Consider the following 16,469-nt stretch of genomic DNA (forward strand, 5'->3'; position numbering starts at 1 on the left):
ATAGTATTATACTTCGTGAATTAACTGCAGTTTATCAACCATTCAATCAGGTTGAAGAATGATGAATTAGTGAATTCTGCTAACTAAAAGGGTTGCTCCATTTCTTAGACAAAACGAATATACTTCCGGCAGAAGCAAAAAGCAAGTGATTCTAAATATATTTAAAACATTTATATCAATAGGATATGAATACCTATTTCAATAAATCTTCTTTTGATTTTGGCTTTTTATCAATCAGCCACTCAAAATTTTTTAATCGTGATTCTTCGGCAGGAAATTGATCAAGGGGAAAGAACGTAGCATCTGGCTGTGTAATAAAATAGATTCGATCCACCTTTTTGTCTTCAAAATGAATGGTGATATTGCTGCAAACAGCTTTATTTACACCAATAAACCGGGAGCTGTCATCTTTAGCATAATAGACACTTTCTCCATTACCAATGCATTCCATCTTTCTCAATTCACCTTTGTCAAAGTAGCCATACATATTTTTGCCCTGCACCTGGTTAAATAATTCCGCCACAGTTGAATCGGCCTGGTTCGCAGCAAATGCATTTTGAATCAGCTCCATTTTGTACAATGTTTTGTTTCGAAGCTGAAACCACATAGTATCTGCAGTCAGCTGGTTGTTATCGACCCACAATGCTGGGTTACGGAAGAGGCGAAATGTAGAGTCGGTATCGCTGTAGCTTATGGAATCGCAAATGCCCTGCAGGTCACTTTTGAAAATTTTTACATGATGATAGGCATATATGCTTCGATACTTATCGGAAGAGTCTAAGGTGGTATAAAAAGTATCTGCCCTCATGTACATTGAATCGGTATCCATTACTGCAACCATGAGCGGATGTCCAGTAGCTAAAACAGTTTTATGCTTATCAAAATATTCTGCAAAGTTCCCGGTAAGAGTAACCTGCGAAGAGCTATCTACCATTTTCATTTTGGATCTGGCGAAGCCAAACCCGTTTATACGTTCATAATAAATAGTATCTGCACTAAGAGCTTGTGGGGGCCGTACTAACCGCGCATGTTTTTCAAACTGAGCGATATCGTCCGCCGTATTATAATAGCCTCCTTCACAATACACATTAAATGAATCGCCCGTGATGGTAGTCGGGCTTAAAAAAAAAGCCGTTTTGCTGTTTACATTATATCTCAGCGTATCGGTGTTCAATATGTAGTCAGGGTGGGCAAGCTTCACATCTTTTTTAAAATAGACATCCCCTGTAGTTGCGAAATAATAGCCGTGATTGCTTGTGAGCACAGCACTGTCATTCACTATAGTTCCCTGCTGCAGGTAGGATGCGATACGGGTATTTAGATCGTAATTAAGTACCTCCGTGGTGAGCACCATGTGTGTATTGGTCAGCCGTACGTTTTTTGTCAGCTGTGCCATCTTACTATTTCCGTCGTAGTGGAGCTGATCACCATAGATATTAATGGTATCTGCTTGCTTGATATGGACGTTGCCGGTGGCATCTACCACGTTTTTTTCCTGATCGAAATCGGCATTATCGCAAATGAGGGTTACATCCCTTTGCTGAAGTACTACATTACCCACCAGGTGCTTTGCTTTACTTCCTGAAGCTTCATTGTAGGTTAGAGCATCTGCATTCGTTATAGTGATGGGTTCTCCCTGCTGCGCAGCCACCCTGGTACCATATACAATAAGAAACAATCCCAGCCAACCCTTAGTCAATACCATTTTTTAATAATTCATATAAAAGGAATAATTCTGCTCTTCAAATAACGATTTAACAGTAAAATATTTTATTAAAAATCAATGAGCAGGCGGCGGTGCAGAAGCGGGCTTATCTTTTTTTCCGAATACCGAGATCCTAACGTACCTGCCAGGGTTTGCTTTCAGGTCATAAAGCAGCGCATCCAATGATTTTGCGGAGGCATTCAGGTTATTATACAGGCTGTCGTTGTTCACCAGTAAGCCCATGGATCCTTGTCCGTCATTGATCTTTTGAATTACATCCCCAGCCTGAAGCAAAACTTGCTTCGCATTATTGATAGTGGCAGTGATATCGCTCCTGCGTATGGAATCGCTGATTGCAGAAAGATTTGATAATAAAGCAGTGATATTATCCTGGTGTTTATTAAGGTTGGAGGTGAGAGATTCGATATTTGCAAATATCTTATTGAGCCTGCTTACATTATCCACCATTACATCGTTCACCTTTGCCGTAGTCTGATCCAGGTTATTAAGTGTGCTCTGAATGCTTTTAATACTCTTCTGAAGATTGGCTTTTGCCTCATCGTTGAATACTGCTTTTACTACCATTACCACTGAATCAAGTGAATTCATCAGATTTTCGGCCTTTGCTTTAATAGGTGCAAGCTCTGCCTGCACTGATTCCTTAATACCTCCCTGGACCTTTGAAGGTATCGTATCACCTTTATTATAATAGTCAGTAGATTTGGAAAATTCAAGCTGCACAATCTTAGTTCCAAGAAGGTCAGGGCTTGTAATGATGGCAGTACTTCCCTTCGGAATTTTAATTACCGGATCTACTGCAATCGTTACCATGATATCGAGGCTGGAATCCCTCACCAGCTGCAAATTCTGAACGTGACCTACGTTCATACCATTCACACGCACATGGTTGGGAACTACCAGCCCGTCCACCCGCTCATATCTTGCATAATAGATATCCTGTTTGCTAAAAATAGGGTTTCCTTTAAGCAGGTTGTATCCAAGTATCAGGAGCACAATAGACACCGCAGCAAAAATTCCCACCTTGGTTTCATTAGATACTTTCAAAAATTTTTTTAAGTGAGCAAAAGTAAAATTTAATAACAATGTTTAGCTAGCTGCTGTCTTCTTTAAAATATAGTAAGGGCTGGTCAACAAACAGGCGTGACTTCTTTGAACGTTTACTTTGATTCTATAATGTAAGGAGATACATTTTATTTTTTTACACTTAGTGAAATTTCATTGTAATTCAGCTAAAGGCTTTGGGCCCGAAAGACTACTATTCTTCAGGAAGCATCCAACCCTTAACTTCCTGAATTAAGTAAAATAAAAGTAATATTATCAGTAACTTAAACAGAGATTTATACATTCGAATATTTGCTTTCTTAACCTTTCAAAATAACTGTCCATGAAAACAACTTATACCCTTTTATTTGTATCCCTTTTCATTAGTTTGTCACTGAGTTTGCGTGCGCAAAACATCACATTAGGTAAAGAGCAAATTATCAGGGACTCCTTTTATGTTGTGCATAGTGGGGAAGGAAATAATACTTTAACCGGACTATCCAATATCTATCTCATCAAAGGGAAAAATGATACAGTTTGGATCTTCGGCGCGGGGTATGGGAATAAAAACGGAACGGTACCACCGTCGTATCCCTTGAGTGATATAGCCTATTATGGTCGGGTTACGGCTTACCGCAATGCCATTGATGATGCCCGCATAACGGATACCATCATTCATTCCAATTTCGGAATTAGCAAATCCAGCGCAAAGCTTATGTTTATAACTCCACATGGTCATTTGGATCATATAAATATGGAATTCCTGTCATCGCTTTGCGACAGTCTTGGATACAATCGAAATGCATTGAATATTTTTGTACATGGAAATGATTACAAGCTGGCATCGTGCAATAAGCCCTATTGCGGAGATACCCTGCATCCACAAGATCCAAATAACCCTTATTTCGGTGCTCCATTCGATGTGCCATGGAATAACACTTATATAAAAAAATTCAAAAAACTTGGAGCATCGAAAGATTCATGCAACCAGGTTGTTAAGACCTTTACATCTGTGCTGGGAACCTGTTATGTAGTGAAAGGCAAGTCAGTCGCCAACGGAGGCCACACAGATGGAACTGTAAACCTTGACAATCCAAGTCATAAATTTCGTATTGATGGCGCCGGTGCGGGAACACAGTGCCGGGTCGATCCTTCGTGGATAATATATCACATTCATGGCAACCTGCCGGGCAATTTAGCAGTGAGCCGTTTATCGCCTCCAAAAGAAAAAAATGAATTTGTAAAAGTTTTTCCAAATCCTTCCCGCGATGAGCTCAACTTTCTGTTAAGCTCAGAGCTTGAGAATGGTAATATTGCAGTTTATGATGCTTTCGGAATTAGAAAAGTTGCCTTTACCCTATCCGCAGGTATGAGTAAAAAAATTTCGTGTGGTCAATGGCCACGTGGTTTTTATTCCATCGTATTTAGCAATGGGAATAATATAAGGAGCGAAAAGATCGTACTAATTGAATGATTTTGTTCTAAAAGAATATCTCCTGAAAGATTCAAGCAGACTCACTACAAGCTTTTTTTATAGAGGGCTATAATTCCACAAACTGCGTTATTTTATTGGCCGCTAAGCTTCTGTTGTGTAGTAGCAGATATTCAGTATCAGAAGAAATCATCTACCGCCCAATATAACCTTTACAGTATTGTGCAGGTAAGGGTACGTACTTAGTTTCGGTACCGTTAATAGAATCCTCGAAATAATAATTCGACGTTTTTCGTTATGAAACCTTTCAAGTTACTGCTATTCAGGGGTGCTCTATAGTTATGTTTCCAAGTTTCTTTCGAATAAATTTGCCGGTAATGAAAATAAAAGCGGGCAGGAATTTAGGGTGGATATTAATTTTAAGCATCGTATTTAATTCCTGTCTTGTCACCCGTCAGGTGAAGAATGGCGACATGCTGTATAAGGAAAAGCAGTACACATTGGCCGCTGACCTGCTTCAAAAGGAGTTAAACGCTGAAACCGACCCCCAGTTAAAAGCAAAAGAAACCTTCGAAGTGGCAGAATGCTACCGCCTTTCCGGCCAATCGGTTCCTGCAGAAGAGTGGTATAAGAAAGCCGCCGACTACAACCTTGACGACCGTGCGCAATACCTCTATGCCCTCATGCTTAAAAACAATGAGAAATACGATGATGCGGTAAATGCCTTCAATGAGTATCTGAAAGTTGCACCCTACGATGAAGAAGCACGCGCACAGGTGGAAGCGTGTAATCTTGCTTCGCAATGGCAAAAGGAAAAATCAAATAAGAAAGTTACCGATGTAGAATCATTGAATTCTCCTGCTTATGATTATGCGCCCGCATTTTATGGAAAAAATGGAATGGTATTTACTTCTGACAGAAGTAATGCAGCCGGCGAAGATATCTACGGCTGGACCGGTGAAAAATTTAGTGATATATATGTTGCCTACCGCGATTCAGGAAACCACTATGGAACACCGGTGCCGTTCAGCGATGTGCTAAACTCACCTGCAAACGAAGGCACCGTATGCTTCAATAAAGATTTTACGGAATGCTACTTCACGCGCTGCATAGGAGGCGTATCGTATAATATCTTTTGCAAGATCTATTATAGCTACCGCACAGGAGAAACCTGGAGCGATCCGCAATTAATACCCATGTTTGAAGATAGCTGCAACGTAGTGCAGCCTTGTCTCTCTGGTGATGGAAAGGAGCTATATGTCTCCTCCGATGCTGATGGTGGCTATGGCGGAAAAGACCTTTACGTACTTTCAAAAACGGCTGATGGCTTGGGCAATCCACAAAGTTTGGGTCCTGTAATTAATACTACCGGTGATGAAGGGTTTCCGTATGTAGCACCTGAGGGCACTTTATATTTTTCTTCGAATGGTTTGGACGGCATGGGCGGGCTTGACATTTTTTCAGCAAAGCGAATAAATAACCAATGGGGAAATGTTCAGAATTTAAAAGCACCCGTTAATTCCGGAGCCGATGATTTCGGTTTTATTTCTGAAAAAGTAAATCCGAAAGATGTACACGCCATAAGATCGCAGGGATATTTTTGCAGCAACCGGCCTGGCGGCAAAGGCAAAGATGATATCTATCATTTTGTAGAAGAGAAAACCAAGGTGTATTTGGTCGCTGGCGATGTAGTGCAAAAAAAGTTTGAAAAAGAAAATGACCCTAACAGCAACGTTGTTGGCTTTGACCCTTTACCGGCTGCTGCTGTAACGCTGGTGGAGCTTGATAAATCAGGAAACCCGGTTAACGGCTCTCAGAAAAATTTGAAGACGGGTACAAATGGAAAGTTTCAGTTTGCCCTGGAAGCAGAAAAAAAATATAAGATCTCTGCGGCTCACACCGATTATTTTACTAAGTCCGAAGATGTAACTACCGTTGGTCTGATAAAGGTTGATAAGGATACGGTAACTGCTACGGTCCGGATTATTCTGGATAGAATTTACAAGAATGTGCAGGTTAACATTAGTAATATCTATTACGATTACAACAAAGCGAATATCCGTGCGGATGCTGCCAAAGTGTTGGATACTCTGGTAGTGCTCCTCAAAGAAAATCCGAATGTGAAGGTGGAGATTGGGTCACATACGGACTCCCGCGGTAAAGATGAATATAACATAAATCTTTCACTGGCGCGCGCGCAGTCCGTAGTAAACTACCTGGTGAATAACGGTGTGGATGCTGCAAGGCTTTCTGCGAAAGGATATGGAGAGACCCAGCCGGTTAATGAATGTGTAAATGGTGTCAAATGCACAGAAGAACAGTTTCAGGCAAACCGGCGCACCACCTTTAAAGTGATATCCGATACTTACAGCCTGGAATCAAAACCACCCGATACTATCATACAGAATCCAAATAAAAAAGACGAGCAATAATAATTACTGCGGATGGGTAACGATCTGAAGTATAATGAGCGTGGTGTTTCCGCCTCAAAAGAAGAGGTGTATCAGGCTATAAAAACACTTGATCCAGGCTTATTTCCTAATGCCTTTTGTAAAATTTATCCCGATTTTTTTCTCCATGATCCTGAGTGGTGCAGCATCGTGCATGCGGATGGAGCGGGTACAAAGTCTTCACTTGCTTATTTGTACTGGAAAGAAACGGGAGATTTATCTGTGTGGCGGGGTATTGCACAGGATTCTTTGGTAATGAACACCGATGATTTGAGTTGCGCCGGAACTGCCGGACCTTTTCTTTTTTCCTCCATCATAAATCGTAATAAGCACCTGATCCCTGGCGAAGTGCTTCGGGAAATTATAGAAGGCACTGCTGCTTTTATCGATAAAATGAATTCTTTCGGAATCCAAATTAAATACATGGGCGGTGAAACAGCTGATCTTGGCGATATCGTACGCACTGTAACGGTAGATTCCACCATCAGCTGCAGGATGAAGCGATCGAACGTTGTAAAAAATGAGATTCGACCTGGCAATGTAATTATCGGCCTGGCTTCATTTGGAAAATCAACTTATGAAGAGGAATATAACAGTGGTATCGGTAGTAATGGACTTACTTCAGCAAGGCACGATGTGCTAACACACGAATATTACAAAAAATATCCGGAGACATTTGATCTAAATACTAAAGAAGATTTGATTTACAGCGGTACTAAAACGGTCAGGGATTCTTTTGAGGATGCACCCCTGAATATTGGAAAGTTATTACTTTCTCCCACACGCAGTTATGCACCGGTTTTAAAAGTGGTGCTTGAAAAATTTCAGAAACACATTCATGGCTTGATCCACTGCAGCGGCGGCGGACAGAAAAAGGTGATGCACTACGTTAATAACCTTCATGTCGTAAAGAATAACTTATTCGCTGTTCCTTATGTCTTCCGGTTAATTCAATCGGAATCAAAAACTCGGTGGCAGGATATGTATCAGGTTTTTAATATGGGCCACCGGCTGGAAATATATTGCGGAGAGCTAATTGCATCTGAAGTGATAAGTATTTGCGCTGAATTTAATATAGAAGCAAGAATAATCGGTAAATGTTTTTCTTCGGAAGAAAAAAAACTGACTATAGAAAGTGATGATGGAACGTTTACATATTAAAATGAAGTCTCTCAGAAGGAATAGGCAAACACCAGTCTCGCATTAAGTTTTTCATCATCTTCCAGAGTGCGTCCTCCATTTTTTAAGTCAATTATCTGGGGCAATGCTGCAAATGAAAGCCACCAGTTTTCCTGTCGGTAAGAAATATTGGGACCTATATACAGTGCGGAATGCTCGAACCCTTCATCATGTGAAAAGACATTATTGCTGCGTGCTTCCAATCCTATATTAAACGATTTGGTAATAGCATAAGAAAGACCATAATCCGCTTCTAGCTTGGTTTCGCGCTTCCATACAGTCTTGCTGTTTTGCTCTTTTGCTTCCCATTCTAATTCGCCAACCAGGTTAAATGCAGTAAGGAAGCGATCTATATTTTTATCAAGTATAACCTTGCCTTCCAGCTCAAATTCATTGGAAAAAATGGTTACTTCACAATATAGAGCTGATCCTATAGTATTGGTAATTGGATCTGTGAGCTGGTATTTCCATTCATTTGAAAAGCCTATATCGAATTTTGTTTTCAGGTCTGTCTGCGGCTCAAAAATTGTTTCACCTGTAGTCGTTGTAATGGGTATGTAAGTGGTGAAAGGCACGGTAGATGCGCCGAGGTTTAAATAAAATGATGTCTGTAACTTTTTTCCCAACCCAACCTCAAATTCAATCCTGTTTTCAACGGCAGAAAAAAAATCTTCGCGTCCATATTTATAGGTTGTCCAGACTTCTAAATCCCGTAACCCGCCCTGCAAGGTTCGGCTTTCATAAACAAAAGCAAAACTTCGATCCGTTGCACGTAAATTATGTGTTCCTAAAATAAATGCGATCAAGAAAAGAAAAAATAAATTGAGGTATCTGTTCATTAATATATCTGAAATAGCATTAGGATAATTTGCATTTATCGTTCTCACCTAATTTGAATTTTTATTGTTAACGCTAGGGAATCAGCTTTTGAAGTACAGTTAACAGATTTTCCCCTCGCAGGTTAGAAGCCACGATACGGCCTTCTTTATCGAGAAGATAATTTTGAGGAATAGACTGTATTCCATAGGTCTGGCAGATTGCGGATTTCCAACCCTGTAATTCACTCACGTGGTTAGGCCACATCAAGCCATCCGATTTTATTGCATTCAGCCATTTGTCGCGGTCCGTATCCAGAGAGACACTATAAATTGTAAATCCCTTATCCTTATAGGACTGGTACGCTTTCACTACATTGGGATTTTCACGCCGGCACGGACCACACCAGGAAGCCCAAAAATCGACCAACACGTATTTACCACGCAGTGTTGAAAGCTTTAAAGATTTTCCATTGGCATCGTTTAGCTGGATATCAGGTGCAATGGCTCCGGTTGCGAATTTGGGATCGTTTTGATTTTGCTGACTTCCACCCCGCTGATCGGCCAACTGCTTAAGAAAGGTCTGTACAAAAGGAACACTTCCAAATTTGGTTTTTATTCGGTTTTCCAATGAATCAATTACGTTTTTATCCCGCTGATAATTGAGATTATAAGCCGCAAAAATGGCGAGCACAGGATTCTCAACTGTATCAATATACTTTGTATTGTAGGTCCGGAAAGCTGCGTCTGCAACCCGCACCTTTTCCTCATATATTTTTTTTATGGAATCGGGAGTTTGTTCGCCGGCGTTCGAATTGTACTCCTCCATAGCAGCATGGAATTGCTCGCCATATTGCTTTGTTTTCATTATATAACCCCGCAATTGCTCAGAAGCTGGTGAACCCGAAACGTGGTAATTGAAAGAGGTGAAATCAGACGTGTCTGCAGTAACCTGTACAGCTGAAGATTTATCGTCAAGCACCAGGAGGAGTGCTCGTTCCTGTCCCATACGCAACTGGTAGAGTCCATTACTTTTTATCGATCCCTGCATTAAAAAATTTCCGGTAGCATCTGCCTTTGCTGTGTCTACGCCACGGGTAGAATTGTAATTAATCTCTTCGAGATATATAGGAGTATTTACAGCAACATTTTTTATTTGACCCTTCAGGGTAAACTCCTCACTCTTCATCTGTGATTGACACGAATAAAGAAAGGAAAGGGAACACGTGATGAACGCTAATAAAAATATTTTCATTTTATAAGAACTAAAGAGGTTATTCAATGATCTTTTTGGTTAAAACTTAAATTAGAATTACGTTATGTTATTGCTTCCTGCAAAGCCCAGATTTGTTCACTATACTTCTTCAGTGCAAAACTACTAAAGCAGTTGTTAACGAAAGCTGAACATTTAAATTTGCCACAAAAAATATTGATTACATTATGTCTGATTACAATATTAAAGAACATGGGGCTGACAGCTTTTTTGTAGTTTCGCATCAATTGATTTAAAATGAAAAATATTATTCTTGCGTTTTTACTCGGGATTACCTTGTACAGCTGCAAAAAGAATTCATTACCGTTTGATCCCGGTCAGATAGGAACAGGGGAAACTGGTGGTGGAAACGATTCATCGGGCACTATATTGATCCATGATTATGAAGGTGGTTACCATGGAATCGTCCACGAAAAGGGAGTTATTGCCTATAGCCAGCCGTTCATTAAATACGATACTACATATGAATACACTATTTCTGTATTATCTGCAGGAATTAATCTTATTAATATACAGGGAACTGAAAATATTGACAGCATTATAGTAGATGATTCAGGCCATTTTGCCTTCCAGGATTTTCACCGCACCATTGCCGGACGTTTTACTGATGGCGACGATAGCCTGTACATGAATACCGATGCTATCGGCGGAGCCTTTCCTGTTAGCTATACCAGCTCTCATATGGAGTTTGCCGGTCAAAAAAAGTAACCTGTTAATATGACATCAGAAGAACGCCTGAGTACTATAAACCTTTCCATTAGTCTTGATAAAAATAATATTCCTGAAAAGATTGATTGGGTTGCAACAGATGCCGAACCGGGCATACATGAGGCAGGTGCCATGCTGGTCGCTCTCTGGGATCAGAAGGCAAAGACGGGTTTAAGCATCGATCTGTGGACGAAGGAAATGACTATACCTGAGATGAACTTATTTTTCTATCAGACATTCTACCAATTATCAGAAACTTTTGTCAGGGCTACGCAGAATAAAGAACTGAGTGAGGACATAAAAAAATTTGCAAACGAATTTATTGAAAAGGTGAAGCAGGCTGAAAAGCTTGCCCTTAAATAAGTGGTAGTCGATAAAGCTTCAATTCATTTTTCAATCGCTATTTGCTTTATTTCTTTCGATTCTACAATTCTGTACCTATAATTCTGTTGTGTGGAGGGCTGTCAACAATTCTGTTTTCTTATTACTCCCGGTCATCTTTTAATACTGGTGATAGAAGCCTTAGTGCATTGAACACCGCCTGGTGGCTTACGGTGGCATGGTTCTCCTGAGGCAGATAGTCAAAATAAATATTTAAACTATTGCTTTCCGAATTTTTTAATTTTTCTGCCAGAAGATTTACATCTACTTCCATAACACGTGGAATGTCGCTGGGGGTCAATCCTTCTTTTCCTACCCCGATATAAATATCTGTTTTAGCCGTAAAAGTTTTTTGAAGTATTTCAAATTGGCTGTTTAGTAAGGATCCATTGTCCCACCATAGGCTTGGGCTTACAATAATATATTTATTAAATAAGGTTGGTTTTCCAAATAATATTTCTGTTGCCAGAAGTCCGCCTAACGATTCTCCAATAATCGTTTTGGTATCATTGGTTTTGTATTTATTCTGAATATAGGGTTGCAATTCTTTTTCAATAAAATCTATAAACTTATCTGAGTGACCGGATGAAGGATATCGTTTCTGATCCGTTGCTACAGTTGTCGGAAAAGTAAAATCTCTTTTTCGATCTGTATTGGCAATTCCAACAATAATTGATTTCGGAACGCGGTTTATCCAGGGGAAACTGTTAAACTGATACAGTCCCACAATATGAATAAAATCTTCGTCAGCTCCGCCATCAAGGAGGTAGACCACAGGATATTTTGTAGTATCATTTTGATTGTAACCTTCAGGCAGATATATATTTAAAATTCTTTTTTCGGATAATTCAACAGATTCAATTTCGTCGATCTCTCCGAGGATAAATGGCTTGCTGTTGTCCGATTTTTTAGCCTGCTTATTCTGGCTGTAACAAGCTGTTGTAAAAAGGATAAGTACACAGATTAGCAAGGTCTTCATAGATACATTGTAATCTAAAATGGAAAATGGCGCGATGTAAAATCGAATAGTAACTTCTCTTTTATTTCCCCTTCGAAAAAAGCTTCGACAATTCACCCAGCTCGAAAGTAATTACGGTAAGCTGACCATTCGGCGAGACATAGGGAGTATCACATGCAAAGAGCTGATCAATCAGGTTTTTCATCTCTTTTTCAATCAGCACCTCACCCGCTTTTATAGAGGCTCTTTTTGCCATCGTGACAGCAAGCTGGTGGCGCTTACCGGATTTTGTGTTCACGTTGCTCAGCTTAAATTCATCGAGCATGCGTTCTATCAGGTCTTTCTCATTTCCGAGCCTTATATCAGAAGGAATACCATGCAATACAAATGAGTTTCCTCCGAATTCCTGGATGTCAAATCCAAATGCACAAAGCTCGGGCAGCAGCTCACGCAGCAACTCAACGTCGGGTGGAGCGATGTGAATGGTTTCAGGAAAAAGCTGCTGTTGGGTAGTAAGGTTATTCGTATCGAGGCCTTTCACAAATTTCTCGAAGAGGATGCGCTCATGCGCCGCCTGCTGATCTATAAGTATAAACCCCGATTTTATCTGCGATAAGATGTATTTTTTGTGAAGCTGAAAAGGTGCTGATTGCGTGTCAGGAATATCTTCAAACATGGCAGCAGCAGCATCACTAAATGGCTGGTCTATACTGCCTGAAATAGTGATGGTGCTTAACTGAGGTATGGATTCAGGCTCATACATTTTTTGCCAGTTGCGGATATTTGATTGATTCCGTGAATGTGTTTCTGCAAAGGGAAATTGCTGTTTTCCAAGCAGGGGTAATGAAAAAGATTTTTTAGACGAAGAAGTTTCAGAAAAAGGCTTTGCAGGCGTGGAAAAAGCCTGCAGGTGATCGAAGGCTGTTTCGCGGTCGAAGTCGAGAGTAGGGGTAACAGAAAATTTTGAAAGCGCTCCTTTCACTGCAGTATTCACAAAGGCATACACTATCTTATCATCATCGAATTTAATCTCCTGCTTGGTGGGATGCACGTTGATATCTATCCGTGAAGGATCGATGTCAAGAAAAATGACATACAGCGGAAAGGTATCTTTCTGCAGCAATTGATGATAGGCACTTACCACCGCATGGTTCAGGTAATTATTCCGGATAAACCTCCGGTTCACAAAAAAATACTGGTCACCGCGCATCTTCTTTGCCGACTCCGGCTTTCCCACAAATCCAAAAATGTTTACAATGCTGGTTTGCTCTTCCAGCGGCACCAGCCGCTCGTTATAGTGGTTACCAAAAATATTACGGATGCGCTGGCGGAGGTTTGATGGAGGAAGGTGAAACACTTGCAGGCCGCTGTGGTGCATCTCAAAGTGTATTTCAGGATTTGATAGTGCAATGCGCTGAAATTCATCTATGATATGCCGGGTTTCCACCGGGTTGCTTTTCAGGAAATTCCTCCGTGCGGGGATGTTGTAAAATAAGTTTTTAATAGCGATAGAAGTGCCCTCGGTTACCTGGGCAGGCTCGTGCTTTCTCACTTCCGATCCCTCTATTTCGAGCAGGCAGCCCAGCTCATCTCCTCTTCTCCTGGTCTTTAATTCTACTTGTGAAATAGCGGCAATAGAGGCCAGTGCTTCCCCCCGGAAGCCCATGGTTCGGATAGCAAACAGATCTTCGGCAACAGCGATCTTCGAGGTAGCATGCCTTTCAAAGCTCATCCGGGCATCGGTTTCCGTCATGCCGCATCCGTTATCAATTACCTGGATGAGCGCTTTGCCGGCATCCTTAATGATCAGCTTGATGGAAGTGGCACCCGCATCCAGAGCATTTTCCATCAGCTCTTTTACTGCAGAAGCCGGCCGCTGAATAACTTCACCCGCAGCTATCTGATTGGCGATCGAATCAGGAAGAAGGTGAATGATGTCGGGCATGAAGTAATAACAGTAGAAGTAAAAATAATATTAACCTTCGAAAATGGAAAGTAACCCTGCCATATTAATAGGGGTTATAAAATTATCAATACGAGAAAATCAGCAAGATCCGCTAAACGAAATCTATAAATAGCTTAATACTGGTTTAGCTATGACTTATCAGAAAAATACCACGTCTAATCATCGCCCATCAGCGATGAGACCTTATTCTTTAGATTACTGATAAAGCGCTTTCCCTTTACAATCTCATCCTCCACGTCGCCCTTTATTTTATTCGCAGAATTACGAAAATCATCGATAAGCTCTTCCTTATTATCTATTGCAAGCACGTAGCCGATACCGATGCCAATAGCTACACCAAACAGCAGGATCATCATCCCTTTTGAATTTTTCTTCATGGTATTAAATTTCGATAAAGATAAAAAAATTGAGGACGTAAAAGTGAGTTAGAATTCCTCCCTGCAGCTTACTTTAATTAAGTATGTGTGCGCAGGATCATAGGAAGTTAAAGAAACTTAAATACCGCAGCTTCCTTCATCCTCACTGAAGCTCAACGAAGTGAAGCTGCGAGGAGAAGAAAAAATAATTATAAACACGGTTCAGCAGGAGGAATTCTGTAAATCAAAAAAGCATTTAGAGAGCGACACGGTAAGCATGTAAAGATCAGATAGCTCGGTGTATGACTTGAAATTTTTACAGAGTGGGACTAATTAACAATATAGTTACATTGACATCAGTCACTGAGAAAATGTTATATTTTTATAGCATTTCGACAGATGTTGTAAGTAACATAAGTAGTATGACAATTGCCTGTCATTAAATAGTTATGGTGTTTTTGAGAATTTACTTATTTAGGCGATTTAAAAGACAAGAACATGAATACACAGCAATTGATTATTCAAAAAACCAATTAAATCATGAAGGCGCAAATTTTCATTTGCGCCTTTCTTCTTATAAGTTTGATTGGAAAGGCGCAAATAACATTTGATACTACGTATGATCATAATTTAAATCAGGAATTTGGTATAAGTATATTATTACTTCCTGATTCAGCATATCTCTGTACTGTCAATTCATTTAATTTTGCCACAGGTAATAATCAGGATTTGCTATTATATAAAATAAAGCCTACAAGGAATATTAGTTTCCTAACTATATTGGGTGAGGATTCCTCATATTTTTATGGTGGATTGCCAGGCTCTCTTATTAAATTACATGATGAAAATTATGCCTCATGTGGTACAAAAGTTTATTATAACAATAATTCAGATGGAATTTATATAAAATACGATCGAATAGGCAATATTGTTTTTTATCAATTATACCACGGTGGATACCAAGATGCTTTGTATAATATTACTGAAACGTATGACCATGGAATTGTTATGATTGGCTATACAACTTATTATGACAGCATCCAAAATAAAACAACTGATGACTGTTTACTTATGAAAGTTGATAGCAACGGAAAAGTGCTATGGCGGAAGACTTTTGGTGGATTAGAAGTTGACGCAGGGTATAGCGTTCATGAAATTTCGGAAAAAAGACTATTTATCAGTTGTTTAAAAAAATTCGCAATCAATAATTTGGTATCATGGATTATTATCACCGATAGCATCGGCAATATTATACAGGAAAAGGAATTTAATAATTCATCACTAAATTGTGATGCGGCCTTTACGACTACTTCTCTCGATAATCAATACTTCTTATGGGGTTGTATTGACACAATTATTAATTCAAATGATTATTCAAGTCCAGCATTTATTGGAAAATTAGATGAAAATCTGAATTTTGTTTGGAAAACCATATTTAATGGACCTACCTTAAATGGCATTTTAAATGTAAGGCAACTTTCAGATAGTTCTATAGTTTTCGTTGGTGGAAGCTATCCCTATGCATGGATAGGTAAGCTTACTAAATCCGGTAAAATGATTTGGCAAAAAAACTTTCAACATGATACCAGTCCGGATAATTATTTTGCAGACTTCCAGCAAACCTGGGATAAGGGATACATTATAACTGGAAGCACTAATGGTCCCACAGGCCAGGATCTGTGGCTGGTAAAATTGGATAGCAATGGAGTGCTTGCAACGGATACATTCAATACAGGCACCGTAATGATAGATACAAAAAAGCCGTCTTTTAAGGCTTATCCAAACCCTGCAACTGATCAGCTTTACATTGAATTTAATGATGGAAAGAATGAAACGTGGCATTTGATTATTACCGATAGTTATGGGAGACGAGTATTTAAAAAAAATTACACGGGTAACTACGTGGTAGAAGTTCCGCTAAACACCCTTTCTAATGGAATTTACTTTGTTCAGGGGATTCTTAATGGAAAAAGTATTAATGCACAGCCAGTGATCATTCAAAAAACAATTGACCCTTAAAATACCGCAGCTTCCTCTATCCACGCTATTGGCTTAACGGAGTGAAGCTGAGGGGGGAGAAAACCATGAAGGCGCAGATTCTAATTTGCGCCTTTCTTTTTCCCTCCATGCAGCTTCACTTTCCTAAAGCATATGTGCGCAGCAGAGGAAGCTGCAGGAGAAATA

General features: G+C 39.8%; 13 protein-coding genes. 6 read left to right on the forward strand and 7 right to left on the reverse strand.

The genetic code is table 11. The features are described from left to right. Positions 1-193: 193 nt before the first annotated feature. Together lptC and H0W62_10695 are read right to left on the reverse strand one after the other, a co-directional pair. Positions 194-1,705 carry an LPS export ABC transporter periplasmic protein LptC gene (lptC, locus tag H0W62_10690; GenBank protein ID MBA3648998.1) on the reverse strand — a complete coding sequence of 504 codons (1,512 nt, stop codon included), beginning with the start codon at positions 1,703-1,705 and terminating at the stop codon, positions 194-196. Between the two features lie 75 nt (positions 1,706-1,780). After that, entirely contained in the window at positions 1,781-2,770 is a 990-nt protein-coding gene (locus H0W62_10695; protein ID MBA3648999.1) for an MCE family protein, read from the reverse strand. Positions 2,771-3,110: 340 nt separating this feature from the next. Here H0W62_10695 and H0W62_10700 point away from each other — a divergent pair, with 340 nt between their 5' ends. The 3 genes from H0W62_10700 (at position 3,111) to H0W62_10710 (ending at position 7,810) form a co-directional block, all read left to right on the forward strand. Continuing rightward, complete coding sequence (locus H0W62_10700; protein ID MBA3649000.1) at positions 3,111-4,241, forward strand: T9SS type A sorting domain-containing protein; 1,131 nt, start codon at positions 3,111-3,113, stop codon at positions 4,239-4,241. A 335-nt stretch (positions 4,242-4,576) separates the two neighbouring features. After that, complete coding sequence (locus H0W62_10705) at positions 4,577-6,631, forward strand: OmpA family protein (GenBank protein MBA3649001.1); 2,055 nt, start codon at positions 4,577-4,579, stop codon at positions 6,629-6,631. A gap of 12 nt (positions 6,632-6,643) precedes the next feature. After that, complete coding sequence (locus H0W62_10710; GenBank protein MBA3649002.1) at positions 6,644-7,810, forward strand: phosphoribosylformylglycinamidine cyclo-ligase; 1,167 nt, start codon at positions 6,644-6,646, stop codon at positions 7,808-7,810. Positions 7,811-7,821: 11 nt separating this feature from the next. Here the strand turns inward: H0W62_10710 and H0W62_10715 are convergent, their stop codons facing one another. After that, positions 7,822-8,715 (reverse strand): hypothetical protein, encoded by an 894-nt coding sequence (locus H0W62_10715; GenBank protein MBA3649003.1) that lies wholly within the window; start codon positions 8,713-8,715, stop codon positions 7,822-7,824. A 25-nt stretch (positions 8,716-8,740) separates the two neighbouring features. Then, a complete protein-coding gene (locus H0W62_10720) occupies positions 8,741-9,898 on the reverse strand; it encodes an AhpC/TSA family protein (GenBank protein MBA3649004.1) in 1,158 nt (385 codons plus the stop codon). Between the two features lie 255 nt (positions 9,899-10,153). Here H0W62_10720 and H0W62_10725 point away from each other — a divergent pair, with 255 nt between their 5' ends. Next, the gene (locus H0W62_10725) at positions 10,154-10,624 is read left to right on the forward strand and encodes a hypothetical protein (protein ID MBA3649005.1); all 471 of its coding nucleotides are present in this window, start codon (positions 10,154-10,156) and stop codon (positions 10,622-10,624) included. Between the two features lie 9 nt (positions 10,625-10,633). Further along, a complete protein-coding gene (gene gldC, locus H0W62_10730; protein MBA3649006.1) occupies positions 10,634-10,987 on the forward strand; it encodes a gliding motility protein GldC in 354 nt (117 codons plus the stop codon). A 121-nt stretch (positions 10,988-11,108) separates the two neighbouring features. Here gldC and H0W62_10735 read toward each other — a convergent pair whose 3' ends face one another. From H0W62_10735 to H0W62_10745, 3 genes are all read right to left on the reverse strand, one after another. Then, positions 11,109-11,984, reverse strand: a complete 876-nt coding sequence (locus H0W62_10735; GenBank protein MBA3649007.1) for an alpha/beta hydrolase — start codon at positions 11,982-11,984, stop codon at positions 11,109-11,111. A gap of 61 nt (positions 11,985-12,045) precedes the next feature. Next, positions 12,046-13,908, reverse strand: a complete 1,863-nt coding sequence (mutL, locus tag H0W62_10740; GenBank protein ID MBA3649008.1) for a DNA mismatch repair endonuclease MutL — start codon at positions 13,906-13,908, stop codon at positions 12,046-12,048. Between the two features lie 176 nt (positions 13,909-14,084). Beyond that, entirely contained in the window at positions 14,085-14,306 is a 222-nt protein-coding gene (locus H0W62_10745; protein ID MBA3649009.1) for a YtxH domain-containing protein, read from the reverse strand. 519 nt (positions 14,307-14,825) lie between these two features. Between H0W62_10745 and H0W62_10750 the strand changes: the two genes are divergently transcribed. Then, positions 14,826-16,304 carry a T9SS type A sorting domain-containing protein gene (locus H0W62_10750; GenBank protein MBA3649010.1) on the forward strand — a complete coding sequence of 493 codons (1,479 nt, stop codon included), beginning with the start codon at positions 14,826-14,828 and terminating at the stop codon, positions 16,302-16,304. Positions 16,305-16,469: the final 165 nt, after the last annotated feature.

The organism is Chitinophagales bacterium (assembly GCA_013816805.1).
GTDB lineage: Bacteria > Bacteroidota > Bacteroidia > Chitinophagales > UBA10324 > MGR-bin340.

Bases quoted from the DNA above. Each gene is read 5' to 3' on its own strand.
- H0W62_10720 (MBA3649004.1), bottom strand. From the start codon at position 9,898: ATGAAAATATTTTTATTAGCGTTCATCACGTGTTCCCTTTCCTTTCTT.
- H0W62_10725 (MBA3649005.1), top strand. From the start codon at position 10,154: ATGAAAAATATTATTCTTGCGTTTTTACTCGGGATTACCTTGTACAGC.
- H0W62_10735 (MBA3649007.1), bottom strand. From the start codon at position 11,984: ATGAAGACCTTGCTAATCTGTGTACTTATCCTTTTTACAACAGCTTGT.
- H0W62_10700 (MBA3649000.1), top strand. From the start codon at position 3,111: ATGAAAACAACTTATACCCTTTTATTTGTATCCCTTTTCATTAGTTTG.
- gldC (MBA3649006.1), top strand. From the start codon at position 10,634: ATGACATCAGAAGAACGCCTGAGTACTATAAACCTTTCCATTAGTCTT.
- mutL (MBA3649008.1), bottom strand. From the start codon at position 13,908: ATGCCCGACATCATTCACCTTCTTCCTGATTCGATCGCCAATCAGATA.
- H0W62_10750 (MBA3649010.1), top strand. From the start codon at position 14,826: ATGAAGGCGCAAATTTTCATTTGCGCCTTTCTTCTTATAAGTTTGATT.
- H0W62_10745 (MBA3649009.1), bottom strand. From the start codon at position 14,306: ATGAAGAAAAATTCAAAAGGGATGATGATCCTGCTGTTTGGTGTAGCT.
- H0W62_10710 (MBA3649002.1), top strand. From the start codon at position 6,644: ATGGGTAACGATCTGAAGTATAATGAGCGTGGTGTTTCCGCCTCAAAA.
- H0W62_10705 (MBA3649001.1), top strand. From the start codon at position 4,577: ATGAAAATAAAAGCGGGCAGGAATTTAGGGTGGATATTAATTTTAAGC.
- lptC (MBA3648998.1), bottom strand. From the start codon at position 1,705: ATGGTATTGACTAAGGGTTGGCTGGGATTGTTTCTTATTGTATATGGT.